This window comes from Mycobacterium sp. NGS67 (assembly GCF_059812185.1).
Genome location: NZ_JCALCF010000029.1, coordinates 1 through 23,316 on the forward strand (window position 1 = coordinate 1; position 23,316 = coordinate 23,316).

Genomic DNA, 23,316 nt, shown 5'->3' on the forward strand with positions numbered 1-23,316 from the left:
CTGGGCCGGGTGCTGTTGCACGTAGAGCGGGACCGATCCGGCCGGCGACGGCTCAGTGAGATCGCCGTGCTGCACCCGGTCGAGGGCGGGCGGGTCGGTGCCGTCACCGGCTGGCACGTCGATCGCGGGATGACCGACCACGGCGTGTTACTGCAGGACCTGTTGAGCTCCAGGTTGTCGGCATGACCGGGTTGCAGCTCACGGCGCTGTTGTTGGCACTGGCCTTGCTGGTGTCGCCCGCCTCGTCGGGCCCCCGGCTCGGGTTGCAGCGGACGACCCGTCGGCGGTTCGTGGCCGGCGGGCCCGGTGTCGGCGGAGTGTGCGGGTGTGTTCTGGTACTCGCCGCCGTGGTCCTGCCGTTGACCGCCGCACTGTCGGTTGCCGTGCTCGGCGCGACGGTGGGTGTGCGTCTCCGCCGGAGCCGGCGACACCGGCATGCGTTGGCCGAAGGCCGGGCGCTGGAAGCGGCACTCGAGATCTTGGTCGGCGAACTTCGCGTGGGCGCCCATCCGGTGCGCGCGTTCGACGCCGCGGCCGCGGAGACCGGTGGGGTCGTGTCGGTCGCGCTGCAAGGGGTCGCGGCGCGGGCAAGGTTGGGTGCCGACGTCGCGGCTGGCCTGCGCGCGGCGGCGCGCTCTTCATCCCTGCCCGCACAGTGGGAGCGCATCGCGGTTTGCTGGGAGCTGGCCGGCCAGCACGGTCTGGCGATCGCCGGCTTGATGCGGGCCGCGCAACGCGATGTCGCCGAGCGGCAACGCTTCGCGGCCAAGGTCGCCTCCGGTCTGGCCGGCGCACGCGCCACCGCGGCGATCCTTGCCGGGTTGCCGACGCTCGGGGTGCTGTTGGGACAGTTGATCGGCGCACGGCCGCTCGGCTTCCTGTTGTCCGGCCCGGGTGGCTGGTTTCTGGTCGTGGGTTCGGTGCTGGTCTGCGCCGGGTTGCTGTGGTCGGACCGGATCACCGATCGGGTGATGTCGCCATGAAAGTCATGGCGGTGTTGCTGGCCGCGGCACTACTGGTCGGCGCGGGTCCAGCGGCGGTACGTGCGCGGGCCAAGCCGGTCACGCGGACTGTCCGGCGGGGAGCGCGGCGACCGGCCGGATCGGATCCCCTCGGGGTCGCGTCCAGTCTGGATGTACTCGCCGTGTGCCTGGCTGCGGGCATGGCGGTGTCGACGGCTGCCGCCGCGGCGGCCGGGTCGGCTCCGCCATGTCTGGCTCAGGTGTTGCGGCGGGCGGCCGATCTCCTGGCGCTCGGTGCCGGTGCCGATGCTGCGTGGTCGGCGCCGCCCGGCGTGGCGGTCGATGCCCAGACCGATGGTCTGCTGCGGTTGGCTCGCCGTTCGGCGGCCTCAGGTGCCGCACTGGCCGACGGTCTGGTGGAACTCGCCGCGCAGTCTCGCCATGACGCCGCGCATGCGGCCGGCGCGGCGGCCGAGCGCGCCGGAGTCCTGATCGCCGGTCCGTTGGGCTTGTGTTTTCTGCCGGCTTTCGTCTGTCTCGGGATCGTCCCCGTGGTGGCCGGGCTGGCCGGTGGTGTCCTGCAGTCGGGTCTCGTATGAGGGAGGAAGTAATCGATGTTTCGGATGATCGGTGCGCTCAGGGCGCGCATGCTGCTACTTGCCGTCGACGAATCGGGCATGTCCACCGTCGAGTACGCAATCGGCACGATAGCGGCGGCGGCCTTCGGCGCCATCCTGTACACCGTGGTCACCGGCGACTCCGTCGTCTCGGCGCTGAACCACATCATCGGTCGCGCACTGAGCACCAAGGTCTGATCGCCGATGACGGTTCCAGCACCGTCGAGGCGGCGCTGGCGATCGCCACGCTGGTCGTGGTCCTGGTGCTGTGCCTGGCCGGGATCACCGCGGTGTCGATGCAGGTGCGGTGCATCGACGCGGCCCGGGAGGCCGCCCGGCTCGCGGCGCGCGGTGACGGGGACGCCGCCGTCGCGGTCGCGCGGAACATCGCGCCGTCCGGTGCGCAGGTCGCGGTGCGACGCGACGGCGATCTGCTGGTCGCCACCGTCAGTGCGCGGTCAACGTTGTTGCCGACTGTGCAGATCGCGGCACAGGCGGTTTCGGCGGCTGAGCCGGGATGAGGCGGGGTCGGCAACGGTGCTCGGGGCTGCGATGGTCGCGGTGCTGTTGTGCGTCACCGCGGCCGGCGTCTGGCTGGGGTCGGTCGTGCTGGCCCGCCACCGCGCCCAGGCGGTGGCCGACCTGGCCGCCCTGGCCGCAGCCGCGGCACTGCCGCAGGGACCGGCGGCGGCGTGCGCCCGGGCGACGATCGTGGCGCGGCAGATGCGCGTCGGTGACGTCCGGTGTCAGGCGGACGGCCTGGACGTGGTCGTCACCGTCGAAGTGCCGGTTGCTCACGTCGCGGCGGCGGCAGCTTCGGCGCGGGCAGGACCGGTGCGCTCGTAGGCCCGATGGCTACCCCCCCGATCAGGTCTGGTCGGGTGCCTGCGAAAACTGTGCGGCGGCGACCTCGTCGTCGGTGGGCAAGCGCAGCGACAGCAGCCCGGCGAACGTGTCCGGCTCGAGTTCCACCCGGTTGACGGTGACGTGTACCGGCACCCAGTCGGTGTCGTTGCCGGGCAACCGGAGCACCCGACTTGTCGCGCCGTCAGCGAATTCCGTTGTCATCGAGGCCACTACGTGCTCGTCCTCGGGGTGAACCCGCTGCGTGTCTTCGTTGCCCCGCCAGTCGTAGAACGGCGCCGGGTCGTCGAGCCACTTGAGCAACGTCCAGTTCTTCAGGTCGACGAGGGCGCGATGGACACCGGCCTGCGCCAGGCCGTTGAGGATCCGCTGCGCCAGGTCGCCGGTGGCCGCCGGACTTTCCCTGCGCTCGGCACGCCAGTTCATCGCGCGCGCCACCAGATGGTCGCGGCCGTCTGGCCCCGGTTCGATCGCACTGCGCGCGGTGAAGCCGATCCGAATCGGGTTTCCTTGCCAATCAGTGAGATCCCATGTGCTGCACAGTGTCTGGCCTGGCTCGGCCCGAACCGCCATGGCCAGCACCTTGGTTTCGTTCGGGTTGAGTTCGCGGGAGGGCAAGTCTTCGGCAAAGGCCCTGCCGTAGGTGACCTCGGCCTCGGGATTCTTGCCGCTGTTGGCCAGCGACTCAGGAGTGTCGGTGGCCACACCGCGGGTGAGGTCCCATTTCAGCGGGCCGGGAATGGGCCGCTCGGGGGGTTCCTCGTCGATCGGGCCGGTCCACACGTGCACGCCATGGATCCGGCCGTCGGACATCACCACCGGTTCGGTGCGGATGACGCGGTCGCTTTTCGGGGTGATGCTGGTGAGAGCCTGACCGGTCTGGACCGACTCGGCTACCGCGGTACGGACTGCCGCAAGGTAGGGACTGCGGCGCAGAAAGCTGGTTATCGGGACGAGGTTCTTGAGCTGACGGCCCTGCGCAACCACAGCGGGCTCGTCCCCCATCGTCTCCACGAGCAACCAGTCGTGGCCCATAGGGCTGCAGTATACTGACCGGGGGCCGGTTGCCTGCGACGGCGTCATCGGTGCAGGCCGCAATGGTGCCGGTGGCGTCTGGCCGCCGGGTGCCGCGATTGCGGAATCCGTTGCGGGCAAAGCGGATAACGCTGGCCGACGAATAATACCCCGCGATTGCGCGCCAGATTGTTGACGATAGCGTCAAAACCGTTGTCCCGGCGGGCTTTGGGCGTCAATGAGGCGTTGTGTGCGGGAATCCTGTGACCACTGGTCAGTTGAGCGCGGCGGTAGGTATCTGGGCGTGGTGCAACGTAATTGGGTCTCACCTGGGGTGGTTTGTCATACCGCCGGACGGAATCGGCCTCGGGAACTTCGCGAATCACGTGCTCGGCTTGTTGCGCTTGCGCCGTCGAGCCAGGTAGGTTTCTGCTGCGCTCCCGATTGGGCAGTGTGTGCGGATTGTGTTGTCAGGCCGTCGCAAAGCGGATCCGTGGAGGACGATCGTCGAGGGGTCGGTCGCCCGTCCATCGGACTTTCCAACGGCTTTCGTGATTCGGGATCACGTCAATCCTCGTTCACCACTTGCCGATTGACGTCTGTTGGTTGCTCCGAAAGTCTTTCGCCTACGAACCGGATGGAAGACTTTCGCGAGCGCCGAAACCTCCGGCTCCACCGGCACTTCTGCCCGGGACGGCGTGCCTGACGCTCCGAGCCAGGCCCCCACTGCCGCCGCCGCGGGCATTGAGGGTCACCACTGTGGCGTTCCCGCGCGATCCGGCGGGGGTGATCAGCCGTGCGGGCGGTTCGGTGGTTGCGGCAGTTGCGCGCATGGCCGATGGCGACTCGCTGGCGCCCGATCTTGGGCCGCTGACGACGATCCTGTCCGCGCCGAGTCGGATGCCGGAGCTGCCGACGCGCATCGCGCCGGGGAGCAAGCCCGGTTCCACCACTGGGCCGGTGACGCCGACGGCACGCGCGCCGCCGAGGCCGATCAGGCCGGTGACGCCGCTCCTGCTTTCCATCCCGGCGGTTGCGCCCGAGCCGCCGGTCGCGCGATTGCCGTCCATCGATGACTCGGGTTTGGCCTTCGGTAACGGATTGTCACGGCGGTTGGTCTGCTCAGCCGGTGTGCCGGTGGGATTGCCGGTGGTTGCGGCGTTGTCGGTCTCCGCTGTCGCGTACGCACCCGCACCGGATTTCAGAACCTGCACCAGATTCTGATGGAAAGCCGCCGCCTGCGCGCCCACCGTCTGATAGCCCTGCGCGTGGCCGTTGAAGAACGTCGCGACCGCTGCCGATACCTGATCCTGCGCAGAGGCTACGAGAGCGGTCGTCGGGGTCGCCGCGTTCGCGTTGGCCGCGCTGATCGTCGCGCCGATGCCTGCCAAATTCGTGGCCGTGGTCCCCATAACTTCGGGAGCCGCGTTCACAAACGACATACGACACCTCCGAATTCGAATTCCGACAGACTCGGCCAGTGTCTGATCGCCATCGCACTGCAACGGATATGAGCACTGTAAAGCCATTTTCGGGGAATGGAAGTAACAATTTTTTCAAGGTATCCGGAACGGATGCTCCGACCGCGGAACAACGGGGGAAGGACCGCTGCGGCCGTGCCACCGAATTTACCGGCGACGTTCAGCACCCCTGGTTAGCGCACCGTCCTCGGTCCAACGCCGCGAGCACCAGCCTGAGTACCCGTACCGCGCCCGCCTTGTCCAGCGGATCGTTGCCGTTGCCGCATTTGGGTGACTGCACACAGGACGGGCAGCCACGCGGGCACTCGCAGGCTTCGATGGCCGCGGCGGTGGCGCCCAGCCAGGTACGCGCCTTCCGAAAGCCGCGTTCGGCGAAGCCGGCACCCCCGGGATGGCCGTCGTAGACGAAAACCGTCGGCAGTCCCTCGGGGCCGAGGGCGGTGGACAGCCCGCCGATGTCGCCGCGATCGCAGCTGGCCACTAGCGGCAGCAACCCGATGGCCGCGTGCTCGGCGGCATGCAGCGATCCTGGTACCTGTAGCGGATCAATGCCGTTGCGGTCCAACGTCTCCGGATCGATCGTGTACATCACCGAGACAGTGGGCAGCGAGCTCTGCGGCATGCTCAATTCGACGAAGTCGATCACTTCGCCGTCGATGCGGCGGCGCAGGTACCCGACCACTTGGTGGGTCACCGTCACCGGGACCAAGCCCAGCGTGACGGGACCGAAGGTGCGACGCTCACCGGGGCCGGTGACGGTGATGTCGGTGATCTCGCGCGCGAACGTCGAGTATCCGGGATCCTCGGCACGGACGAAGGCGAGGCCCTCCTCGAGGTCCAACGAGTCGACGACGTAGCTCTCGCCCTGATGCAGGTAGACCGCTCCGGGGTGCACCGACGACGGCGCCTGCCCCGCTCCGGTGCTGCCCAGCAGGCGGCCGGTGTCCGCTTCGACGATGACGATCTCTCCGCCGATGGATCCCCGGATGTCCACTGCGCCATGGGGTTCGACTCCCGGTGCGGGGAAGTACCTGCCACCCCGGCGCTTCAGCAGGCCGTCGTCGACCAGTCCGTCGACCACGTCCACCGCGTCCAGCACGCGGACCTCCGCGTCGTCCAGCGGCAATTCCGTTGCCGCACAGAGAAGTTGAGGTCGCAGGATGTAGGGATTGGTGGGATCGATCACGACGCGTTCAACCGGCTTGTCCAACAACGCGGCCGGATGATGGACGAGGTAGGTGTCCAGCGGATCGTCGCGCGCGATGAGCACCACCAGTGCGCCCTGCCCGCGCCGCCCCGACCGTCCGGCCTGCTGCCAGAACGACGCGACCGTGCCCGGGAACCCCGCCAGCACCACCGCGTCCAGACCTGCGATGTCGACGCCGAGTTCGAGCGCGTTGGTGGTGGCCAGTCCACGTAGCAGACCCTCGGCCAGGGCCTGCTCCAATTCACTGCGATCCTCGGCCAGATAGCCCGCCCGATAGGACGCCACCAGCCCCGACAGCTGCGGGGCGACGTCGTCCAGTCGCGCCCGCGCCCCCAACGCGGTCAGCTCGGCGCCGCGACGGGACCGCACGAACGTCAACGTCTGCGCGCCCTCCACGATCAGGTCGGCCATCACCCGAGCCGCCTCGGCGCCCGCCGACCGGCGCACCGGAGCCCCGTGCTCCCCGAGCAGGTCGGTCCGCAACGCGGGTTCCCACAACGCGACCGTCCGTCCCCCCTGCGGTGATCCGTCGTCGACCACGTCGAGGACCTGTTGGCCGATGAGTTCGGTGGCGGTCGTGCCGGGGGAGTCGGTGGTCGCGCTGGCGAAGATGACCGTCGGATACGAGGAGTAGCGCGCGCACAGCCGTAACAGGCGGCGCAGCACCATCGCCACGTTGGAACCGAACACCCCACGGTAGTAGTGGCATTCGTCGACGATCACGAACCGCAGTCCGCGCAACAGCACCCCCCAGCGGGCATGGTTGCGCAGGATCGACAGGTGGATCATGTCGGGATTGGAGAACAGCCAGCGCGAGCGCTCCCGGGCGAAGCGGCGGACTTCGGCGGGCGCGTCGCCGTCGTAGGCCGTGGGTGCGACGTCAACGAGGGGAACCGCGGTGACCAGGGCGTGGGCAGCGCGCAGCTGGTCGTGACCGAGCGCCTTGGTCGGCGACAGGTACAGCACCCGGGCCCGTGGGTCGGAGGCCAGCGCGTTGAGCACCGGGAGCTGGTAGGCCAGCGACTTGCCCGAGGCGGTGCCGGTGCTGATCACCACGTGGCGTCCGGTGTGCGCCAGCTCGGCGGCCCGCACCTGGTGCGACCAGGGGGTGCGAATCCCGCGTTCGGTGAAGGCGCGGACCACCTCGGGCCGGGCCCAGTCGGGCCAGTCGGCGGGTTGGGCGGGCCGGGGCGGCAATTCGGCGACATGGCGCAGCGGATGCTCGCCGGGGGCGGTGCCGGCGAGTGCGGCGGCAAGCAGCTCGCTGCCGAAACTCGCCATCGCTAACCTTTCCGAGCGTCCGGGGCCGCTGCCGCGGCCGCCGAGTGACGCTTACGTAAATTGAGGCTCCGTCCGGCGACCTGCGCTGCCAACAGGCTGTTGCCTACGCGACGAACGTGGTTGACTGAGTGCGGTCGTAGCTTCTGTGTTCGTGTCAAACTTTCGCAGGATCGACGTTGCGATCGCGGTTCCTGCGAGGTTATCTGTCGGGTGAAGTTCCGGCGACTCCGCGAGGTATGGCGGTCGTGACGGGCCCGGGGCACCGAACGGCGGTGCCCCGCACCCAGAAGAAAAGGAAAGATCAGAGAGATGCCACAGGGAACTGTGAAGTGGTTCAACGCGGAGAAGGGGTTCGGTTTCATCGCCCCCGAGGACGGTTCCGCGGATGTTTTTGTCCACTACACGGAAATCCAGGGGACGGGCTTCCGCACCCTCGAAGAGAACCAGAAGGTCGAGTTTGAGATCGGCCACAGCCCTAAGGGCCCCCAGGCCACCGGAGTCCGCTCCCTTTAATCCGAGCAGATTCTGAAAAGAAACCCCCCGGCGCAGTCCCGCTCTTGCGGGACCCGCCCCGGGGGGTTTCCGTTATTGGCACCCACTTACGCCTCTGGTCACGCCGCGCCGCACGCGGACCGACCCTGGCTCGGTCCGCTGCCTTACTGTCTGTGGCGTGAGCCAGCTGTCCTTCTTCGCCGCGGAGTCGGTACCGCCCGCGGTCGACGATCTGTGTGGACTGCTGGCCGCGCCCGGTCAGATCGTCACGGTGGGGTCCGGAGCCAGGGTGTCGGTGGTGGTGGATCGGCCTTGGCGGGCCGCCGCGCTGGCGGAGATGATCACCGAAGCCGGACTGGTCCCGGAGATCACCCGGACCGACGAGGATCACCCGTTGGTCCGCACGGCGGTGGACCCGCGATTGTGCAATATCGCCAAGGAGTGGACGAGGGGCGCGGTCAAGACGGTGCCGCCGCGCTGGCTGCCCGGGCCGCGGGAGTTGCGGGCGTGGACCCTGGCCGCCGGCACCCCGGAAGCCGACCGGTACCTGCTGGGTTTGGATCCGCACGCGCCGGACACCCATTCGCCGCTGGCGTCGGCTCTGATGCGGGTCGGGATCGCACCCACCCTCATCGGCACCCGCGGGGCTCGGCCGGCGCTGCGGATCAGCGGCCGCCGCAGGCTATCGCGCCTGGTAGAGAACGTGGGGGAGGCTCCCGACGACCCCGAGTCGGCAGCCCAGTGGCCCCACGTCTGAGCGGTCGCACAGGCCCGCGATGGGGTCGGCCGGTTTGCGCAGGCCCGCCCAATGGTGCGAAATTGTCAGTTGCCCGCGGGGCGAAGGGGACAGCGCGTAGGTCCACTGGCCGGAAACTGACCGGAAACGGACCGGATTTCCGGGAATTTCAGGGAGTCGACCTGTCATTCTTCCCTGCGGGGGCGGTTCCGCGAGGGGACCGATAGATCGAGATGGAGCGTAAGCGCAGGTGGCCAGCAACGGGAGCACCCGGCGACTCGTGATCGTCGAGTCGCCCACCAAAGCGCGCAAGCTGGCCGGTTACCTGGGCGCCAACTACATCGTGGAGTCGTCCCGCGGCCACATCCGGGACCTGCCCCGCGCCGCCGCCGACGTGCCCGCGAAGTTCAAGTCCGAGCCGTGGGCACGGTTGGGGGTGAACGTCGACGCCGACTTCGAGCCGCTCTACATCATCAGCCCCGAGAAGAAGAGCACCGTCACCGAGTTGAAGGGCCTGCTCAAAGACGTCGACGAGCTCTATCTGGCCACCGATGGTGACCGGGAAGGCGAGGCGATCGCCTGGCACCTGATGGAGACCCTCAAACCGCGGATCCCGGTCAAGCGGATGGTGTTCCACGAGATCACGGAGCCGGCCATCCTCGAGGCCGCCGAGAACCCGCGCGATCTCGACATCGACCTGGTCGACGCGCAGGAGACCCGCCGCATCCTGGACCGGCTGTACGGCTACGAGGTCAGCCCGGTGCTGTGGAAGAAGGTCGCGCCCAAGCTGTCGGCCGGCCGGGTGCAATCGGTGGCGACCCGCATCATCGTGCAGCGCGAACGCGACCGGATGGCCTTCCGCAGCGCGTCGTATTGGGACATCCTGGCCAAGCTGGACGCGAGCGTGTCCGACCCGAAGGCGCAGCCGCCGACGTTCACCGCGCGCCTGACCAACGTCGACGGTTTGCGGGTGGCCACCGGCCGTGACTTCGACTCGCTGGGTCAGCTACGCAAGGCCGACGAGGTCACCGTTCTGGACGAGTCCGCCGCCACTTCGATCGCCGAAGGCTTGCGTGGCGCTCAGCTCTCGGTGGCGTCGGTCGAGGAGAAGCCCTACACCCGCCGCCCGTATCCGCCGTTCATGACCTCGACGCTGCAGCAGGAGGCCGGCCGCAAGCTGCGGTTCTCCTCCGAGCGCACGATGAGCATCGCTCAGCGGCTCTACGAGAACGGCTACATCACCTATATGCGGACCGACTCCACGACGCTGTCGGAGTCGGCGATCGGCGCCGCGCGCAACCAGGCGCGCCAGCTCTACGGCGAGGAGTACGTGGCCCCCTCGCCGCGCCAGTACACCCGCAAGGTGAAGAACGCCCAGGAGGCGCACGAGGCGATCCGGCCCGCCGGTGAGACGTTCGCCACCCCCGACGCGGTGCGTCGCGAGCTCGACGGTGACGAGTTCCGTCTCTACGAGCTGATCTGGCAGCGCACCGTGGCCTCCCAGATGGCCGATGCGCGTGGCACCACGCTGAGCCTGCGGATCGAAGGCCGCTCGGGTGAGCGGCAAGTGATCTTCTCCGCCTCTGGCCGCACCCTGACCTTCCCCGGCTTCCTGAAGGCCTACGTGGAAACCGTGGACGAACTGGCCGGTGGCGAAGCCGACGACGCCGAGCGCCGGCTGCCGCAACTGACCCCCGGACAGCGTCTGGATGCCGTCGAACTCACACCCGACGGGCACTCCACCAACCCGCCGGCCCGCTACACCGAGGCATCGCTGGTCAAAGCGCTCGAAGAGCTGGGCATCGGACGGCCGTCGACCTACTCCTCGATCATCAAGACGATCCAGGACCGCGGTTACGTTTACAAGAAGGGCAGCGCCCTGGTGCCGTCCTGGGTCGCGTTCGCCGTAATCGGTTTGCTGGAACAGCATTTCGGCCGTCTGGTCGACTACGACTTCACCGCGGCGATGGAAGATGAGCTCGACGCGATCGCCTCGGGTAACGAGCAACGCACCAACTGGCTGAACAACTTCTACTTCGGCGGTGAGCACGGCGTGGCCGACTCCGTTGCCCGATCCGGTGGATTGAAAAAACTGGTCGGCATCAACCTCGAAGGTATCGACGCGCGAGAAGTCAACTCCATCAAGGTTTTCGACGACGCGTTGGGACGCCCGGTCTACGTTCGGGTCGGCAAGAACGGCCCGTATCTGGAACGTACGATCGCCGGTGACGACGGCGAGTCGACTCCGCAGCGGGCCAACCTGAACGATTCGCTGACTCCCGACGAGCTGACTCTGGAAGTGGCAGAAGAACTTTTCGCCACTCCGCAGGAGGGGCGCGTGCTGGGTGTGGACCCGGAAACGGGTCACGAGATCGTGGCCAAAGATGGGCGCTACGGGCCGTACGTGACGGAGATCCTGCCCAAGTCCGAAGACGACGAAGGCGATGCCGCTCCGGCGAAGAAGGGCAAAAAGCCGACCGGTCCGAAGCCGCGCACCGGTTCGCTGCTGCGCAGCATGGACCTGCAGACGGTCACACTCGAGGACGCACTGAAACTGCTGTCCCTGCCGCGGGTGGTCGGCACCGACCCCGCATCCGGTGAGGAGATCACCGCACAGAACGGACGCTACGGCCCATATCTCAAGCGCGGCACCGATTCTCGATCGCTGGCCACCGAGGACCAGATGTTCACCATCACCCTCGACGAGGCGCTCAAGATCTACTCCGAGCCGAAACGCTCTGGGCGACAGGCTGCTTCGGCACCGCCGCTGCGGGAGCTGGGCACCGATTCGGCGTCGGGCAAGCCGATGGTGATCAAGGACGGCCGGTTCGGTCCGTACGTCACCGACGGCGAGACCAACGCCAGTCTGCGCAAAGGCGACGACGTGTTGTCGATCACCGACGAACGCGCCTCCGAACTGCTCGCCGATCGGCGGGCCCGCGGCCCGGTGAAGCGAGCCGCGAAGAAGACGGCACGCAAGGCCACGTCGAAGGCGGCGGCCAAGAAGGCACCGGCGAAGCGCGCGGCCAAGCGCACCTAACCCGCGCCGCATCAGGCGCACCTAACCCGCGCGAGCAAGCGCACCTAACCCGCGCGAGCAGACGCGAAAGCCCCTTGTTTCGGCACGAAACAGGGGCTTTCGCGTCTGCTCGGCATCAGTGCCGTCTGGTCGAGACCTCCTCGGCTTCGTCCGAAACCTCGCTGCAGGCAGCGAGATTCAGCGGACGCGCCAACTGGGTGGGCGCCGCGCGACCACGCAGCTCGACCACCTCACCCACGTCCCAGCACAGCGCCTCAGAGTCCAGCGCCCCGCTGACCGCGATCGCCGACGCCAGCACGTGGCCCTCTTCCAGTTTGGCCAGCTCGGTCAGCCGGGCGGCCTCGTTGACCGGGTCACCGATGACGGTGTACTCGAACCGGGCCTGGGCGCCGATGTGGCCGGCTATGGCCCGGCCGGAGGAGACGCCGATGCCGAATTCGGCGGACCCGAGCACCGGGATCAGTTCGTCGTGCAACTCACGGGCCGCCGCCAACGCCGCTCCCGCGCCGTCGGGATGCTCGATCGGCGCGCCGAAGATCGCCAGCGCCGCGTCGCCCTGGAACTTGTTGACGAACCCGCCGTGGCGGCCGACGGTGTCGACGACGACCCGGAAGAACTCGTTGAGCAGGTGGACGACTTCGGCGGGCGGCCGGGTAGCCGCCAACTGGGTCGAGCCCACCAGGTCCACGAAGAGCACCGCGACGTCGCGTTCCTGCCCGCCCAGTTCGGTACCGCGCTCGAGCGCCCGGCGGGCGACGTCCTCGCCCACGTAACGACCGAACAGGTCGCGCAGCCGCTGCCGCTCCGAGAGGTCGCGGACCATGTCGTTGAACCCGGCCTGCAGCAGTCCGAGCTCGCTGGCGTCGTAGATCTGCATGTGGGCGTTGTAGTTGCCGCGCTGTACCTCCGACAGGGCCCAGCGCAGCTGGCGTAGCGGGTCGGCGATGGACATCGACACCAGCAGCGTGCCGGCCGCCCCGATGGCCAACGCCGCCAGCGCCAACAGCAGGATGGGGTTGAACAATGCGCTGGGTGAGGCGTGCAGCAGCGCGATCTTGTCCGAAACCACGGCCAGCACGATCGCCACCAGCGGCACCGCCGTGGACAGAACCCAGGTCAGCATCAGCCGCAGGATGACGCCGGGTGCCCGCACGTTTTCGGGCACCCCGCTGCGCAGCGCCGCGACCGCCACCGGGCGCAGCACCCGCTCGGACTGCAGATAACCGATGATCCCCGTCGCGGTGGCGCCCAGGGCGTTCGCAACGACCACCACCGGCACGGCGTGCCGGGCCACCGACCAACTGGCGATCACGAAGACCATGCTGCCGACGGCCCAGGACACCGCGCTGACCACCGTGCGATAGAACGGCATCCGCAGCGCTCGGGTGCGGGCCAGTTCAGTGGTGGACGGGTCGGCTTCGACCAGCAGGTTGTCGCGACGCTGCCAGCGGAAAACCGGCATCAGCAGGCGCAGGTTCCAGGCGAACCCGAACAGAAACAGCAAGATGACCGTGGCAACGAAGATCACCACGTTGGCAGGCGGGAGGTCCTGTAGCTGGATGCGGTCGCGGGGCGGCAATCCGTAGCGCAGGAAGCCCAACACGAACAGCCCGCCGATGATGTCGGCCTGCAACATGCTCAGGGAGAAGACCGGCCACGGGGTGCGCACCACCCACCGTGCGAATGCAGCGATTCGCCGGGGGAAGGTCGCCACCGTGTTCACGAACCCACCGTATCGGTCAGCGGCGACTCGTCGGTAACCGGAAATGGGCCCGCCATGCCCTCCGACGAGGGCGAAAGCCGGGCAAAGATCACGGAATTGTCGCGAAACGGACGCTGATCGGTCTCTGTCGGAGGCGCTCACTACTGTTGCCGATGATGACGGGAGTGTTTACGCGGCTGGTAGGCCAGGAAGTCGTGGAAGCCGAGCTGTTGGCGGCAGCCCGGGACGCCCGCAGAGATAGTCGGGGTGACCAGGCTCACGCGGCTTCGAGCCCCGGAACTATGACACATGCCTGGCTCATCACCGGACCGCCGGGCTCGGGACGTTCGGTAGCCGCGCTGTGCTTCGCCGCCGCGCTGCAATGTACGTCGGAGTCCGAGCCCGGTTGCGGGAGTTGTCGGGCGTGCACGACGACCATGGCGGGCACCCACGCCGACGTCCGGCGGGTCATTCCCGAAGGTCTGTCCATCGGTGTGGACGAGATGCGCGGCATCGTGCAGATCGCCTCGCGGCGCCCGACCACCGGCCACCACCAGATCGTTCTCATCGAGGACGCCGATCGGTTGACCGAGGGGGCCGCCAACGCGCTGCTGAAGGTCGTCGAGGAGCCCCCGCCGTCGACGGTCTTCTTGCTCTGCGCACCCTCGGTGGATCCCGAGGACATCGCGATCACGCTGCGCTCCCGGTGCCGGCACGTTGCGCTGGTGACGCCGTCCACCGAGGCGATCGCCCAGGTCCTCGTCGACGGCGACGGGCTGGATACCGAGACGGCGCAGTGGGCGGCCTCGGTCAGCGGCGGTCACGTCGGGCGGGCGCGCCGGCTGGCCACCGACCCCGAAGCCCGGCAACGACGCGAGCGGGCGCTGGAACTGATCCGCGATGCAACCCGGCCCTCACGGGCCTACGCCGCCGCGGAGGAGTTGGTCGCCGCCGCCGAAGCCGAGGCGGTGGCGTTGACCGCCGATCGCGCCGAAGCGGAGACCGAGGAACTGCGCACGGCGCTGGGGGCCGGCGGTACCGGCAAGGGCGCCGCCGGGGCGATCAGGGGTTCCGCCGGAGCGATCAAGGACCTGGAACGACGGCAGAAATCCCGTCATACCCGTGCCTCGCGGGACGCGCTGGACCGTGCCTTGATCGATCTGGCCACCTATTTCCGCGATGCGCTGGTGGTTTCGGCGAACGCGGGCCGGATTCGGGCGAACCATCCGGACATGGCCGAGCGGGTGGGCGCGCTGGCCGCGCACGCCAGCCCCGAGCGACTGTTGCGCTGCGTGGAGGCCGTCCTGGCCTGCCGCGAAGCGCTGAGCACCAACGTCAAGCCCAAATTCGCGGTCGACGCCATGGTGGCCACGATCGGCCAGGAATTGCGCTGACGACGGGGCGGCGGTCGGACTTGGGTCGGTCCGGCGCTCTGCCGTAGACTCGTGCCGCCCGAAGCGGCAGGCCGCCTTAGCTCAGTCGGTAGAGCGATTCACTCGTAATGAATAGGTCAGGAGTTCGATTCTCCTAGGCGGCTCCATCCACCAGCGTAAACATGACTAAGCGGCGTCGTTCGTCCCGCCAGGACCGGGGTCACCTGATACTTTCCTGATACTTTCAGCTGACACTTTCCCGGCGGCGAATCTGTCCAGCGTGGACCGCACATCGGGCCCGCGGGTGTGCCGCTGTAGGTAGTGGGCCTCGGTGGTGGACAGCTTGGAGTGGCTGAGCTGCTGCTGAGCCAGCGCCGGCCCCAGGTCGTCCCGAACGACGGTCGCGACCGTGCGGCGAAATGAGTGCGGCGTGATCCATCGCAGCTCGTCGGGCAGGGCGGCCCGCAGCGCGCGGCGCATGTTGCACAGGGACATCCAGCCGCCGTCACGGCTGGCGAACACCGGGCCGGTGGGTCCGGTCTCGCCGAGCAGTGTGGTGAGGGCCTCGACGCCGAAGTGGGGGAGCACGACGGTGTGGGCCGGCGCGTCACCCTTGCGCGCCTCCTGGCGGTGCAGACCCTTGCCGGGGATTCGTTGGTGGTCGACCAGGGTGCCCGAGATCGTCACGGTCGGCGGATTGGCGAGCAGGTCGACGTCGGACCACCGCAGTGCCAGCACTTCGCTCGGCCGGCCGCCGGTGGCGGCAAGCACCTCGATGAACGGTGCCAGCAGCCGACCCGGTTTCGGTCCTCCGTGGCGCTCCTGTGTGACGTACGCATGCACGGCAGCCCGCACCTGGTCGAACTCGTCGGGGGTCATCGCCCGGGCCGGCTTCCGCTGAACCTTCGCCGTCTTGGTCTCCACGATCGGGTTGACCGCCAACACGTCGAAACGGACGGCCGTCGAGAACATGCCCCGGAGGATGATCCGCAGATAGCCGGCCTGAGACTTCGTGGTCGCCGCGACCGCCTGAATGTGTGCGTTGGCCCGAGAAGTCGGAAGCTCGGTCACCCGGAGTGCACCGAGCTGCTCGGCGCCGTACTTCGCCCATACCTGACGGTATTGGCCCGCGGTCTGCGGCTTGATGCCGTCCTCGGATTCCTTTGCTGCAAGCCATATTTCGAACAGCTGGGCGAGTGTTGTTCGATCAGTCACCAGCTGACCCGACAGCGGTGCGCGACGTTTGACCAGGTGCCGCTGAAGAACCCGGCGAGCATCCTCTATCGACTTATCACTCGACCGCTCAACCCGCCGACGCTTACCGTCGTTGTCCCGGACATAGGTGGAAGCAAAATACTTTCCAGCGGAACACGATTCGGTGATGCGGCCGTGCTCGCCCGGCTCCATACGCTGTCTAGGCATCGCGCCTCTCGATCTCCATTAGTCGCGTATAAACGCCGAGCAGCCGTTTGCGTTCGGCCTCAAGTCTCGATATCTGCTCCCTTGAGTGAGCGGCTTGGTGCGCCTCGTACTGCTTCATCGTCTCGGACATATTGAGGAGTTCCGGACCGCGCTCATGCTGGCGCAGATTGTGCCGCTGCACATTGAGCGTCCGCTCCACTATGACCAGTTGCAGGGCGACTTGGATCCCCGCGGCGCCCCCAGGCGTGTCCTCACCCGTACCCGTAAACCACCCGAGCGCTTCAACACCCCGCATCTTCTTGCCTGGCAGCACCTCAACGTCCTCAAGCACATTAGGAAACAGCAACGCAAGCGGCGGCATCTCTAAAGCCATTGCGAGCGTTGACAGTTCACTAATCTCTAATGTCCGCTTCCGTCCAGTCTCAAGATCCGAAATGACAGCCCGCGTCATCGGCTTCCCAGCCGACGTCCTCGCGGCCACATCGGCGGCAGTCAATTCGAGATGCGAGCGCCGATCTTTAACTACGCCGGCCACACCCGCGACAGTTGCAGCCGCCCATTCTCGCCAACTCGTCATAGCTACGCACAATAGCGCGTCTATTGCGTGTTTTCTACGTTCGTGGTAGTACTACGAGCATGTACCGACTTGGTGCGTAGTAACAACGACAGGAAAAGGGATGAACAAGAACAATGACCATGTTGCCGTGGGAGAGCGACTCGGCGTTGGCCGAAGCGCGGTCTTCCGACTCTGGGCATCGGGCGAGCTCGGATCGGTCACCATCGGCCGCCGAAGGTTTTCGACCGACCGCCAACTCGACGCCTACCTAGCCCGCCTGGAACAGGGTGCTGACGGTAGCCCAGGCGCTGCCTGACATGTCCAACGAAATCAGTGAAGCCCCCGAAGTTGCCGCTTCGAGGGCTTCCGAACCAACCCATCACCAGAAAGGAAGTTCACCCATGACTGTACCCACTCCCGGCGCTGCGCCGGAACCACCAACCTGGTCGGCGCTTTCCGACCGGCTCAACGAAGCGGCGCAAGCTATGGACAGCGGTAACCCGTACCCGGTCGACTCGACCACCCGTAAATGCTGCGGTGGTATCGGCAGGCATACCCAGGACTGCCAACAGGGCGTTTTCCCAGGCGACCGCTACGAGCGCTTCCGCCAGGCCATCGAGATTCTGGCCGAGGACGAAAGCATTGCCGCAGCCGAACTGCCGTTCAACGGTCAAGGGCTCCGCGCCTTCGCGGCCGACCTGATCGACATGCGAGCATTCGACGGTCTGTCCGACCACGACGCCAACTGGGTGGGCATGCTCGCTGCGTTCGACTTCTGCAAGGGCGTGACTCGGTTCGGCTGGCGCATCAATGACATGCTCAAAGAGGAACCGACTTTCACACCTAGACCCGACGGCTACGACAACGAGCTGGCCGTGCTGCGCGCCTACGTCAAGATCCTGCACAGCCTGCTCGAGCCCTTCGCCGCCGATCTAAACGACGAGTCCGAACCGGCAACGGAATTGCAAGTCAAGAAGTTCGACATGTCGCCGATCCCGTCGCCGAAGGCCGGCGATGACCCGCTGTTCCTGTGGGACACGTTCGCCGAAATAAAGGGTGCCGGTGAGATCACCTCGGTTGTCAGGCGCTTCTTGTACTGGGACCCGAAGGACAACCAGCCACTTGAGGTCGGGTTCGAAGCTTACATCGACGGACTGCCGGAAACCGCTGGTGTTGCCGATGTAGTTGCCACGCACCCTGGCGTATTCGACGACTTAGCAGCTGTTTCCGCCAAAGCAGCCGAATTGCTGAGGGAGTGCCGATGAGCGAGCGGCAGCCGTTCAACCTGAAGGAGGCCGGCCCCCAGCGGGCCGGCGCTCCACCCTCTCAACAGCGCGCATGGTGGCCCGTGCACGAATTCATCGAAGCAGTTGTCGCCCAAGCAAATTACGGACCAATACCGGCTGCCGGTACCCCGTCGTGGCAAGCCCTGGCCGACGGCGATCCCCGCAAGCTGGTGGCTGTCGCGATCGACGGCGAGCACCACGTCCTACGCGTGGAAGCAGCACAAGATGCAGCGGCCGAGGCATCGAAAGCCGTTGCCGCAGCCCAGGACTGGTCGCGGATCGGCCGCCAAATCCACCAACGCCGCACCAGCGGCTACATCAGGAGATCAGCTTGACCGACACCGATATCGACGAGTTCTGGCAGGCCCGAGAAGTTCTGACGCATATCCACCGGTTTGCGCGGGCTCGCCGACGCAACCCCCCGGCTGTGCTCGGTGTTTCACTGCTTCGCGCCATCAGCGTCATTCCCCCCGCAGTCGGGCTGCCCCCGCACGTCGGCGGCCGAGCCAGCCTGAACCTGTTCGTGGCTCTCACCGGCCCGTCAGGTGCTGGCAAGGGAACCAGCGAAGCAGCGGCCCGAGACGCTATCCGCTTCGAGTGGCACGACGGTCGCCCCGCGCGCATCCCTGAGTTCCCCATCGGCTCCGGTGAAGGCATCGCCCGCACCTTCATGCCGCCGCCCGTAGGCAAAGACGGCGAACCCGAACGCGACCAGATCATCTACGCCATCTTCTCCGCACCCGAGGTTGACACCGCGGCCGGGCTGTTCTCCCGGTCGGGCTCGACGCTGGAATCCGAACTACGCAAGGTGTTCTCCGGTGAACAGCTCGGTTTCACCAACGCCCAGAACCACACCCGCACCCGCGTGGAGGCGCACACCTACCGGTGCGGGCTGATCGTCGGCGTCCAGCCCGGCCGCGCCGGAGCACTGCTAGACGGCGCCGACGGCGGCACCCCACAACGGTTCGTGTGGGCGCCGGTACTCGACCCCGACATGCCCGACGAGCGTCCCGACGAGCCGCAGCAGCTCATCATCCGACAACCTCGATTCTGCGGAGACCTCGAGCTGCCGCAGGTTGCCCGCGACGCCATCGACGCCCACCAGCTCGCGATGCACCGCGGCATGGTCGACCCACTCGACGGGCATCGGCTACTGGTGCGGGCCAAGGTCGCTGCAGCCCTGATGGTCCTCGACGACCGGGACGAGCCCCCGGTAATCAGCGACGAGGACTGGCATCTAGCGGGCACCGTCATGGAGATCTCGGACCGGACCCGTGCATGGGTCCAGCGTGAACGCGCCGAGGCGGCCCGGCGTATCAACCGTGGCCGCGCGCTGGCGGCCGCCGACCGTGACGAGATCATCTCCGACAGCAAGCTGAACCGCGCCAAGAAGGCGATCGTTCGCAAGCTCGGAAGATCAGTTGAAGTACCGACCCGCGAACTCAGATCTGCCTTGAAAGCAGACATCCGGGACAACTTCGCAACGGCGCTCTCTGAGTTAGCTGACGACGGCCAGATTCTGGCCATAGAAGTCGATGGCGGCAAGCGATACCGTTTGACGCCCCAGGTACACGCGGGGACCCCGGTACACGCACCAAACACCCAGTTCAAGACGCGTGAACCAGAGTACCCGCAGGTACCCAAGGCTAGCGTCACCGATCTGGATTCGCGCAGGTCAGCTAAAATCTATCAACCGTCGCTGACAGCGGTGCAGTGGCTTGCCAATCACATAGCCACGTTGCAAGCAGATGGCTTCACGACTACCACAACGTTTGCTGTCTACGGCGCAGGGGAGGCCGCCGGCTACAACCGGAAGGCTCTCGCGAACGCCGCTAACGATCATCCGGGCATCCGGGTAATCGACAGATCCGGCGGCACCACAACTTGGTCGATCGACACCGCCGGGGAGCAGCCCTCCTGCTATCAGTCGGCACGTCAGTGGCTTGAGGAATTCATCGAGAACGCCGAAACCGGTTCACTGATCCCTGGCAACGTCCGGGCCGCCGGTGAAGCCGCAGGGCATAGCTGGGCAAACATCCGCAACGTCGCAGCAAAGCACCCCCGTATCGATTCCCAGCCCGCCCGCGGCGACTCGAAGACTGATCGCGTCTGGCACATCGTCAGCCCCGAGGAGAGCGCGTCGTGAAGCAAGGTCGGGCGATCTGGGCGGCCTACTCCGACACCGGCGCCCTAGCCGTGACATGCGCCAACTGCGGCGCACAGCAGAACCAATGGTGCACACGCCCCGACGGCCGCGTCAGACGAGTGCCCTGCGTCGAACGGGCAACCGCCAGCATCGGCAGCGGTGACGGAAAACCCTACGCCCCGCGTGATTTCACGCAACCCACCCACACCCCCACTTGAGAGGACACCGCAATGAATGACCCACTTGGTTACCCGGACAATCCGCTTACCCGCCGGGCGCCCCTTGATGCTGTGCTGCTGGCGCAGTCTTTCTACCGGGATGACATCGCCGCGACCTCAGTGATTCTCGGCAACTGCGACCCCTACAGCGTTTCACTTCAGTTGTGTGGCTTCCTGTTCGGGACGCTGATCCATTTCGGTGCTGATGTCGAAGAGCGCCTTGCTGTCTGGCTCGAAGCGACCCGCCAGCAGACAGGAGAAGCCGATGCCTGACCTGCCACTTCAAGTGCCGCAGCCAGACCCACGTGGATGGTTGGCCTTCGCAGAGCCGCTTCCCGATGACCTGCAACGCGGTGAGGACTCCCGCCAAGATGCTGACTTTCGAGCCGAAGGTGTCCAGTGGCGCTATGAGTGGGACGCCGAGACCGGCTACCAGTGCGACTTCTTCGAGCGGCCCGCCACCGACACCGAGAAAACCTTGCTGACCCTCCTGGGCTACACCGTGCCAGAGCAACTCATCACCAAGGTGTCATTCCCCACCACGCTGGTGCGCCGCCGCCGCTGGCCCCAACTCGAACAGGAGGCATAGCCAAAATGACCCAACCCGCCGACCCCACGGAACCGACCACCGGGCAACCCGACGTCGATGCAAGCAACGATCCCGCCGCCGAACAGCAAGTGCCCGAGAACGATCCACCTGAAGCGACGCCGAACTCGGAGGCCGCACGGTGGCGCCGCCAGCTCCGCGACGCCGAAGCCGAACGCGACACCCTCACCGCCCGCGTACAGGCATACCAGCGCCGCGAATGCGAAACCGCGGTCGCCGACCTCCTCGACGTCCCAGCCGACCTCTTCGACATCGGGCAAGCCGACCTCGACGCCTTCTACAACGACGACGGCACCCTCAACGAGGACGAACTCCGCGCCGCCGCCGGCGCACTCCTCGAGGAACGCCCCCGGCTAGGCAAACCGACACCTGCTGGCCCGCGTTGGCAAAACTTCGGTCAGCACTCACCACCCCCGCCCCCGCGCGGCAGCAACTGGGGTGACGTACTGGGCAGCTAGAATCGACCTCGACGGTCGGAGCGACGGCAGGTACCGGACCGAACGTCAAAGCGAGGGCCAGGAGCCAACCGGCCGAACTCCAGGCGAGTGACCGGATCACACCGAATCCGTTGCGCAACAAGCGCATCAACGCCTATGGAGGCAACTCATGGCTTCAACGACCTCGGCGTTCGCGCCGATCCTCACGCCCTCGCAGGTGGGGGACCTTGTTATACAGCCGCTGATTCAGCAGTCCGTGGCCGGCCAAGTCCTCACCACCATCGCGATCTCGACCCACTCCTACCGGGTGCCGCTGGTGACCTCGGACCCGTCGGCGAGCTGGACTGCAGAAGGCGCCGAAATCGCAGCATCCGATGCAACTCTCGACGAACTGATCATCACCCCGTCGAAGCTCGCGGCACTGTCGGTCATCTCCTCCGAGCTCGCCAACGACAGCACCCCCGAGGCCGCAGAAGCCGTCGGTGAAGGCATCGTCCGCGATCTCACCCGCAAGGTCGATCAAGCCTTGTTCACCGCGACCACGACCAATGGGCCCGGCGGCCTGCCCGGCGTCTCAGGAGTCACCGCGATCAACGGCCCGGCCACCGCCTACAGCAACGTGGACCCGTTCTCCGACGCGATCTACACCTCAGCCCAGTACAACGGCGAGATCAACGCGTGGGTGACCAACCCCGCCACGGCCAAAGCGCTGGCCAAGGTCAAGCAGTACACCTCGGCCAACTCCAATGTGCCGCTGCTAGGCCCGGATCCGACCATGCCGGGCCAGCGTCAGATCCTCGGAATCCCGCTGCTCACCTCGCCCTACGTCACCACCACGAACAACGTGGTGTGGGGCATCCCCAAAGCCTTCGGGTACTTCATACTGCGGCAGGACGCCGTGGTCGAGAAAGACAAGTCGGTGTTTTTCACCTCTGATCGCGTCGCCGTGCGGGCCATCCTGCGCGCCGGCTTCGGCTTCCCCAACCCCGCCGCCATCGTCAAGATTGTGACCACCTAGATGACCATGACAACCAAGCGTCCGCGACGCGCACCAGCCAACGACGACACCACCGCCACGGTCACCGTCGTCGAACCACACCTCGTCTACCACAACGGCGAACAACGCGCCGGCACACTGACCGGCGTTCCGGCCGAGGTGGCTGAACACTGGCAAAAGCACGGCTGGGTCACCGTCATCGATGACAAACCGGAACCGTCAGCCAAGACCGAACCAACGACCAACAAGTGAAAGACCGGTGGCGGCAGGGGCGTCAAACCCCGACTGCAACCGAGGCAAGGTCCGGCCATGACGGTGAGTATTGCTCCTTTCGAGCCCGAGCCGCACCTGCGCCCCGCCGCCGCCCCAACGCTTCTACGATGAGCAGATGGCTAATGCGACCGGTGGCGAGCAGCCCGAGATCCCTAAGTGGCAGAGCGAATGGGACTTCCCTGACCCGCCCGAAAATCCTTCGAGAGAGGAACTCAAGACCTATATCGCTGACATTGTCGCAAGAACGCGCTTGCACGAAGCCAGCGGCCACACTGAGCGACTGGTCCAGCTACTCAGAGATGCCGCGCAGAAGCACGAAGCGCGAGGGAATGTTGCGAAGGCCCAAAGTTATCGACAAAAGGCTGACACGCTCAACGGTCTGCACGCACATAACTCCGCGGAAGCGGACCTGGTCTCCGCGAGGGTCCTTCTTGACGACGAAGAGCTATGACGGGGCCGTCCCACCCCCGCCCCCACCCAACCGGACACCGAAGCGGTACTGCAAAAAATGGTTTGTACGCTTCCCACGACTTCGCGCGGCAGCTAAGCAAACTGAAATCGTCTGCGCCGCAAACAGTCTCGGTCTGATTTCTGTATCTTAATGT

General features: G+C 66.7%; 24 protein-coding genes, 1 tRNA gene and 1 pseudogene. 20 read left to right on the forward strand and 6 right to left on the reverse strand.

All coding sequences use genetic code 11. The features are described 5' to 3' along the window. From AC5Y4D_RS21995 to AC5Y4D_RS22020, 6 genes and pseudogenes are all read left to right on the forward strand, one after another. Positions 1–186: pseudogene (locus tag AC5Y4D_RS21995) on the forward strand (TadA family conjugal transfer-associated ATPase); the annotation flags it as partial. After that, on the forward strand, positions 183–983 hold the full coding sequence (locus tag AC5Y4D_RS22000) for a type II secretion system F family protein (protein ID WP_499943400.1): 801 nt from the start codon (positions 183–185) through the stop codon (positions 981–983). The pseudogene AC5Y4D_RS21995 and the gene AC5Y4D_RS22000, both read left to right, overlap by 4 nt. Then, positions 980–1,561 (forward strand): type II secretion system F family protein, encoded by a 582-nt coding sequence (locus tag AC5Y4D_RS22005; protein ID WP_499943401.1) that lies wholly within the window; start codon positions 980–982, stop codon positions 1,559–1,561. The genes AC5Y4D_RS22000 and AC5Y4D_RS22005 overlap by 4 nt, the downstream gene beginning before the upstream one ends. A 15-nt stretch (positions 1,562–1,576) precedes the next feature. Continuing rightward, on the forward strand, positions 1,577–1,777 hold the full coding sequence (locus AC5Y4D_RS22010) for a DUF4244 domain-containing protein (protein ID WP_499943402.1): 201 nt from the start codon (positions 1,577–1,579) through the stop codon (positions 1,775–1,777). Beyond that, the gene (locus tag AC5Y4D_RS22015; RefSeq protein WP_499943428.1) at positions 1,777–2,100 is read left to right on the forward strand and encodes a TadE family type IV pilus minor pilin; all 324 of its coding nucleotides are present in this window, start codon (positions 1,777–1,779) and stop codon (positions 2,098–2,100) included. The genes AC5Y4D_RS22010 and AC5Y4D_RS22015 overlap by 1 nt, the downstream gene beginning before the upstream one ends. Positions 2,101–2,116: 16 nt before the next feature. Further along, complete coding sequence (locus AC5Y4D_RS22020; protein ID WP_499943403.1) at positions 2,117–2,425, forward strand: Rv3654c family TadE-like protein; 309 nt, start codon at positions 2,117–2,119, stop codon at positions 2,423–2,425. 21 nt (positions 2,426–2,446) lie between these two features. Here AC5Y4D_RS22020 and AC5Y4D_RS22025 read toward each other — a convergent pair whose 3' ends face one another. The 3 genes from AC5Y4D_RS22025 to AC5Y4D_RS22035 form a co-directional block, all read right to left on the reverse strand. Further along, positions 2,447–3,478: a PAS domain-containing protein gene (locus AC5Y4D_RS22025; protein ID WP_499943404.1), complete on the reverse strand. Its 1,032-nt coding sequence runs from the start codon at positions 3,476–3,478 to the stop codon at positions 2,447–2,449. Between the two features lie 605 nt (positions 3,479–4,083). Continuing rightward, positions 4,084–4,899, reverse strand: coding sequence for a PE family protein (locus tag AC5Y4D_RS22030; protein WP_499943405.1), 816 nt, complete (start codon positions 4,897–4,899; stop codon positions 4,084–4,086). Between the two features lie 199 nt (positions 4,900–5,098). Next, complete coding sequence (locus AC5Y4D_RS22035; RefSeq protein WP_499993683.1) at positions 5,099–7,426, reverse strand: DEAD/DEAH box helicase; 2,328 nt, start codon at positions 7,424–7,426, stop codon at positions 5,099–5,101. Between the two features lie 309 nt (positions 7,427–7,735). Between AC5Y4D_RS22035 and cspA the strand changes: the two genes are divergently transcribed. From cspA to topA, 3 genes are all read left to right on the forward strand, one after another. Beyond that, positions 7,736–7,939, forward strand: a complete 204-nt coding sequence (cspA, locus tag AC5Y4D_RS22040; protein ID WP_003419650.1) for a cold shock protein CspA — start codon at positions 7,736–7,738, stop codon at positions 7,937–7,939. Between the two features lie 157 nt (positions 7,940–8,096). After that, the gene (locus tag AC5Y4D_RS22045; RefSeq protein WP_499943408.1) at positions 8,097–8,675 is read left to right on the forward strand and encodes a hypothetical protein; all 579 of its coding nucleotides are present in this window, start codon (positions 8,097–8,099) and stop codon (positions 8,673–8,675) included. 229 nt (positions 8,676–8,904) lie between these two features. After that, complete coding sequence (gene topA / locus AC5Y4D_RS22050) at positions 8,905–11,694, forward strand: type I DNA topoisomerase (RefSeq protein ID WP_499993682.1); 2,790 nt, start codon at positions 8,905–8,907, stop codon at positions 11,692–11,694. A 115-nt stretch (positions 11,695–11,809) separates the two neighbouring features. Here the strand turns inward: topA and AC5Y4D_RS22055 are convergent, their stop codons facing one another. Next, entirely contained in the window at positions 11,810–13,462 is a 1,653-nt protein-coding gene (locus AC5Y4D_RS22055; RefSeq protein ID WP_499993686.1) for an adenylate/guanylate cyclase domain-containing protein, read from the reverse strand. 110 nt (positions 13,463–13,572) lie between these two features. Here AC5Y4D_RS22055 and AC5Y4D_RS22060 point away from each other — a divergent pair, with 110 nt between their 5' ends. After that, the gene (locus tag AC5Y4D_RS22060) at positions 13,573–14,790 is read left to right on the forward strand and encodes a DNA polymerase III subunit delta' (RefSeq protein WP_499993681.1); all 1,218 of its coding nucleotides are present in this window, start codon (positions 13,573–13,575) and stop codon (positions 14,788–14,790) included. A 70-nt stretch (positions 14,791–14,860) separates the two neighbouring features. After that, positions 14,861–14,936 (forward strand) — tRNA-Thr (locus AC5Y4D_RS22065). Positions 14,937–14,955: 19 nt separating this feature from the next. On the opposite strand, the gene AC5Y4D_RS22070 is transcribed toward AC5Y4D_RS22065, so the two are convergent. Further along, positions 14,956–16,191, reverse strand: coding sequence for a tyrosine-type recombinase/integrase (locus AC5Y4D_RS22070; RefSeq protein WP_500038192.1), 1,236 nt, complete (start codon positions 16,189–16,191; stop codon positions 14,956–14,958). Continuing rightward, a complete protein-coding gene (locus AC5Y4D_RS22075; protein WP_500038193.1) occupies positions 16,184–16,768 on the reverse strand; it encodes a hypothetical protein in 585 nt (194 codons plus the stop codon). Before AC5Y4D_RS22075 ends, AC5Y4D_RS22070 begins: the two co-directional genes overlap by 8 nt. 296 nt (positions 16,769–17,064) lie before the next feature. On the opposite strand from AC5Y4D_RS22075, the gene AC5Y4D_RS22080 reads away from it, so the two are divergent. The 9 genes from AC5Y4D_RS22080 (at position 17,065) to AC5Y4D_RS22120 (ending at position 23,162) form a co-directional block, all read left to right on the forward strand. Then, positions 17,065–18,012, forward strand: coding sequence for a hypothetical protein (locus AC5Y4D_RS22080; RefSeq protein ID WP_500038194.1), 948 nt, complete (start codon positions 17,065–17,067; stop codon positions 18,010–18,012). Then, the gene (locus tag AC5Y4D_RS22085; RefSeq protein ID WP_500038195.1) at positions 18,009–18,368 is read left to right on the forward strand and encodes a DUF2742 domain-containing protein; all 360 of its coding nucleotides are present in this window, start codon (positions 18,009–18,011) and stop codon (positions 18,366–18,368) included. Before AC5Y4D_RS22080 ends, AC5Y4D_RS22085 begins: the two co-directional genes overlap by 4 nt. Then, on the forward strand, positions 18,365–20,179 hold the full coding sequence (locus tag AC5Y4D_RS22090) for a hypothetical protein (protein WP_500038196.1): 1,815 nt from the start codon (positions 18,365–18,367) through the stop codon (positions 20,177–20,179). The genes AC5Y4D_RS22085 and AC5Y4D_RS22090 overlap by 4 nt, the downstream gene beginning before the upstream one ends. A gap of 230 nt (positions 20,180–20,409) precedes the next feature. Further along, complete coding sequence (locus AC5Y4D_RS22095; protein WP_500038197.1) at positions 20,410–20,670, forward strand: hypothetical protein; 261 nt, start codon at positions 20,410–20,412, stop codon at positions 20,668–20,670. Next, a complete protein-coding gene (locus AC5Y4D_RS22100) occupies positions 20,663–20,986 on the forward strand; it encodes a hypothetical protein (RefSeq protein WP_500038198.1) in 324 nt (107 codons plus the stop codon). Before AC5Y4D_RS22095 ends, AC5Y4D_RS22100 begins: the two co-directional genes overlap by 8 nt. Before the next feature lie 5 nt (positions 20,987–20,991). After that, a complete protein-coding gene (locus tag AC5Y4D_RS22105; RefSeq protein ID WP_500038199.1) occupies positions 20,992–21,462 on the forward strand; it encodes a hypothetical protein in 471 nt (156 codons plus the stop codon). Between the two features lie 148 nt (positions 21,463–21,610). Beyond that, entirely contained in the window at positions 21,611–22,459 is an 849-nt protein-coding gene (locus tag AC5Y4D_RS22110; protein WP_500038200.1) for a phage major capsid protein, read from the forward strand. Continuing rightward, positions 22,460–22,690 (forward strand): hypothetical protein, encoded by a 231-nt coding sequence (locus tag AC5Y4D_RS22115; RefSeq protein WP_500038201.1) that lies wholly within the window; start codon positions 22,460–22,462, stop codon positions 22,688–22,690. 136 nt (positions 22,691–22,826) lie between these two features. Continuing rightward, on the forward strand, positions 22,827–23,162 hold the full coding sequence (locus tag AC5Y4D_RS22120) for a hypothetical protein (protein ID WP_500038202.1): 336 nt from the start codon (positions 22,827–22,829) through the stop codon (positions 23,160–23,162). Positions 23,163–23,316 lie beyond the last annotated feature (154 nt).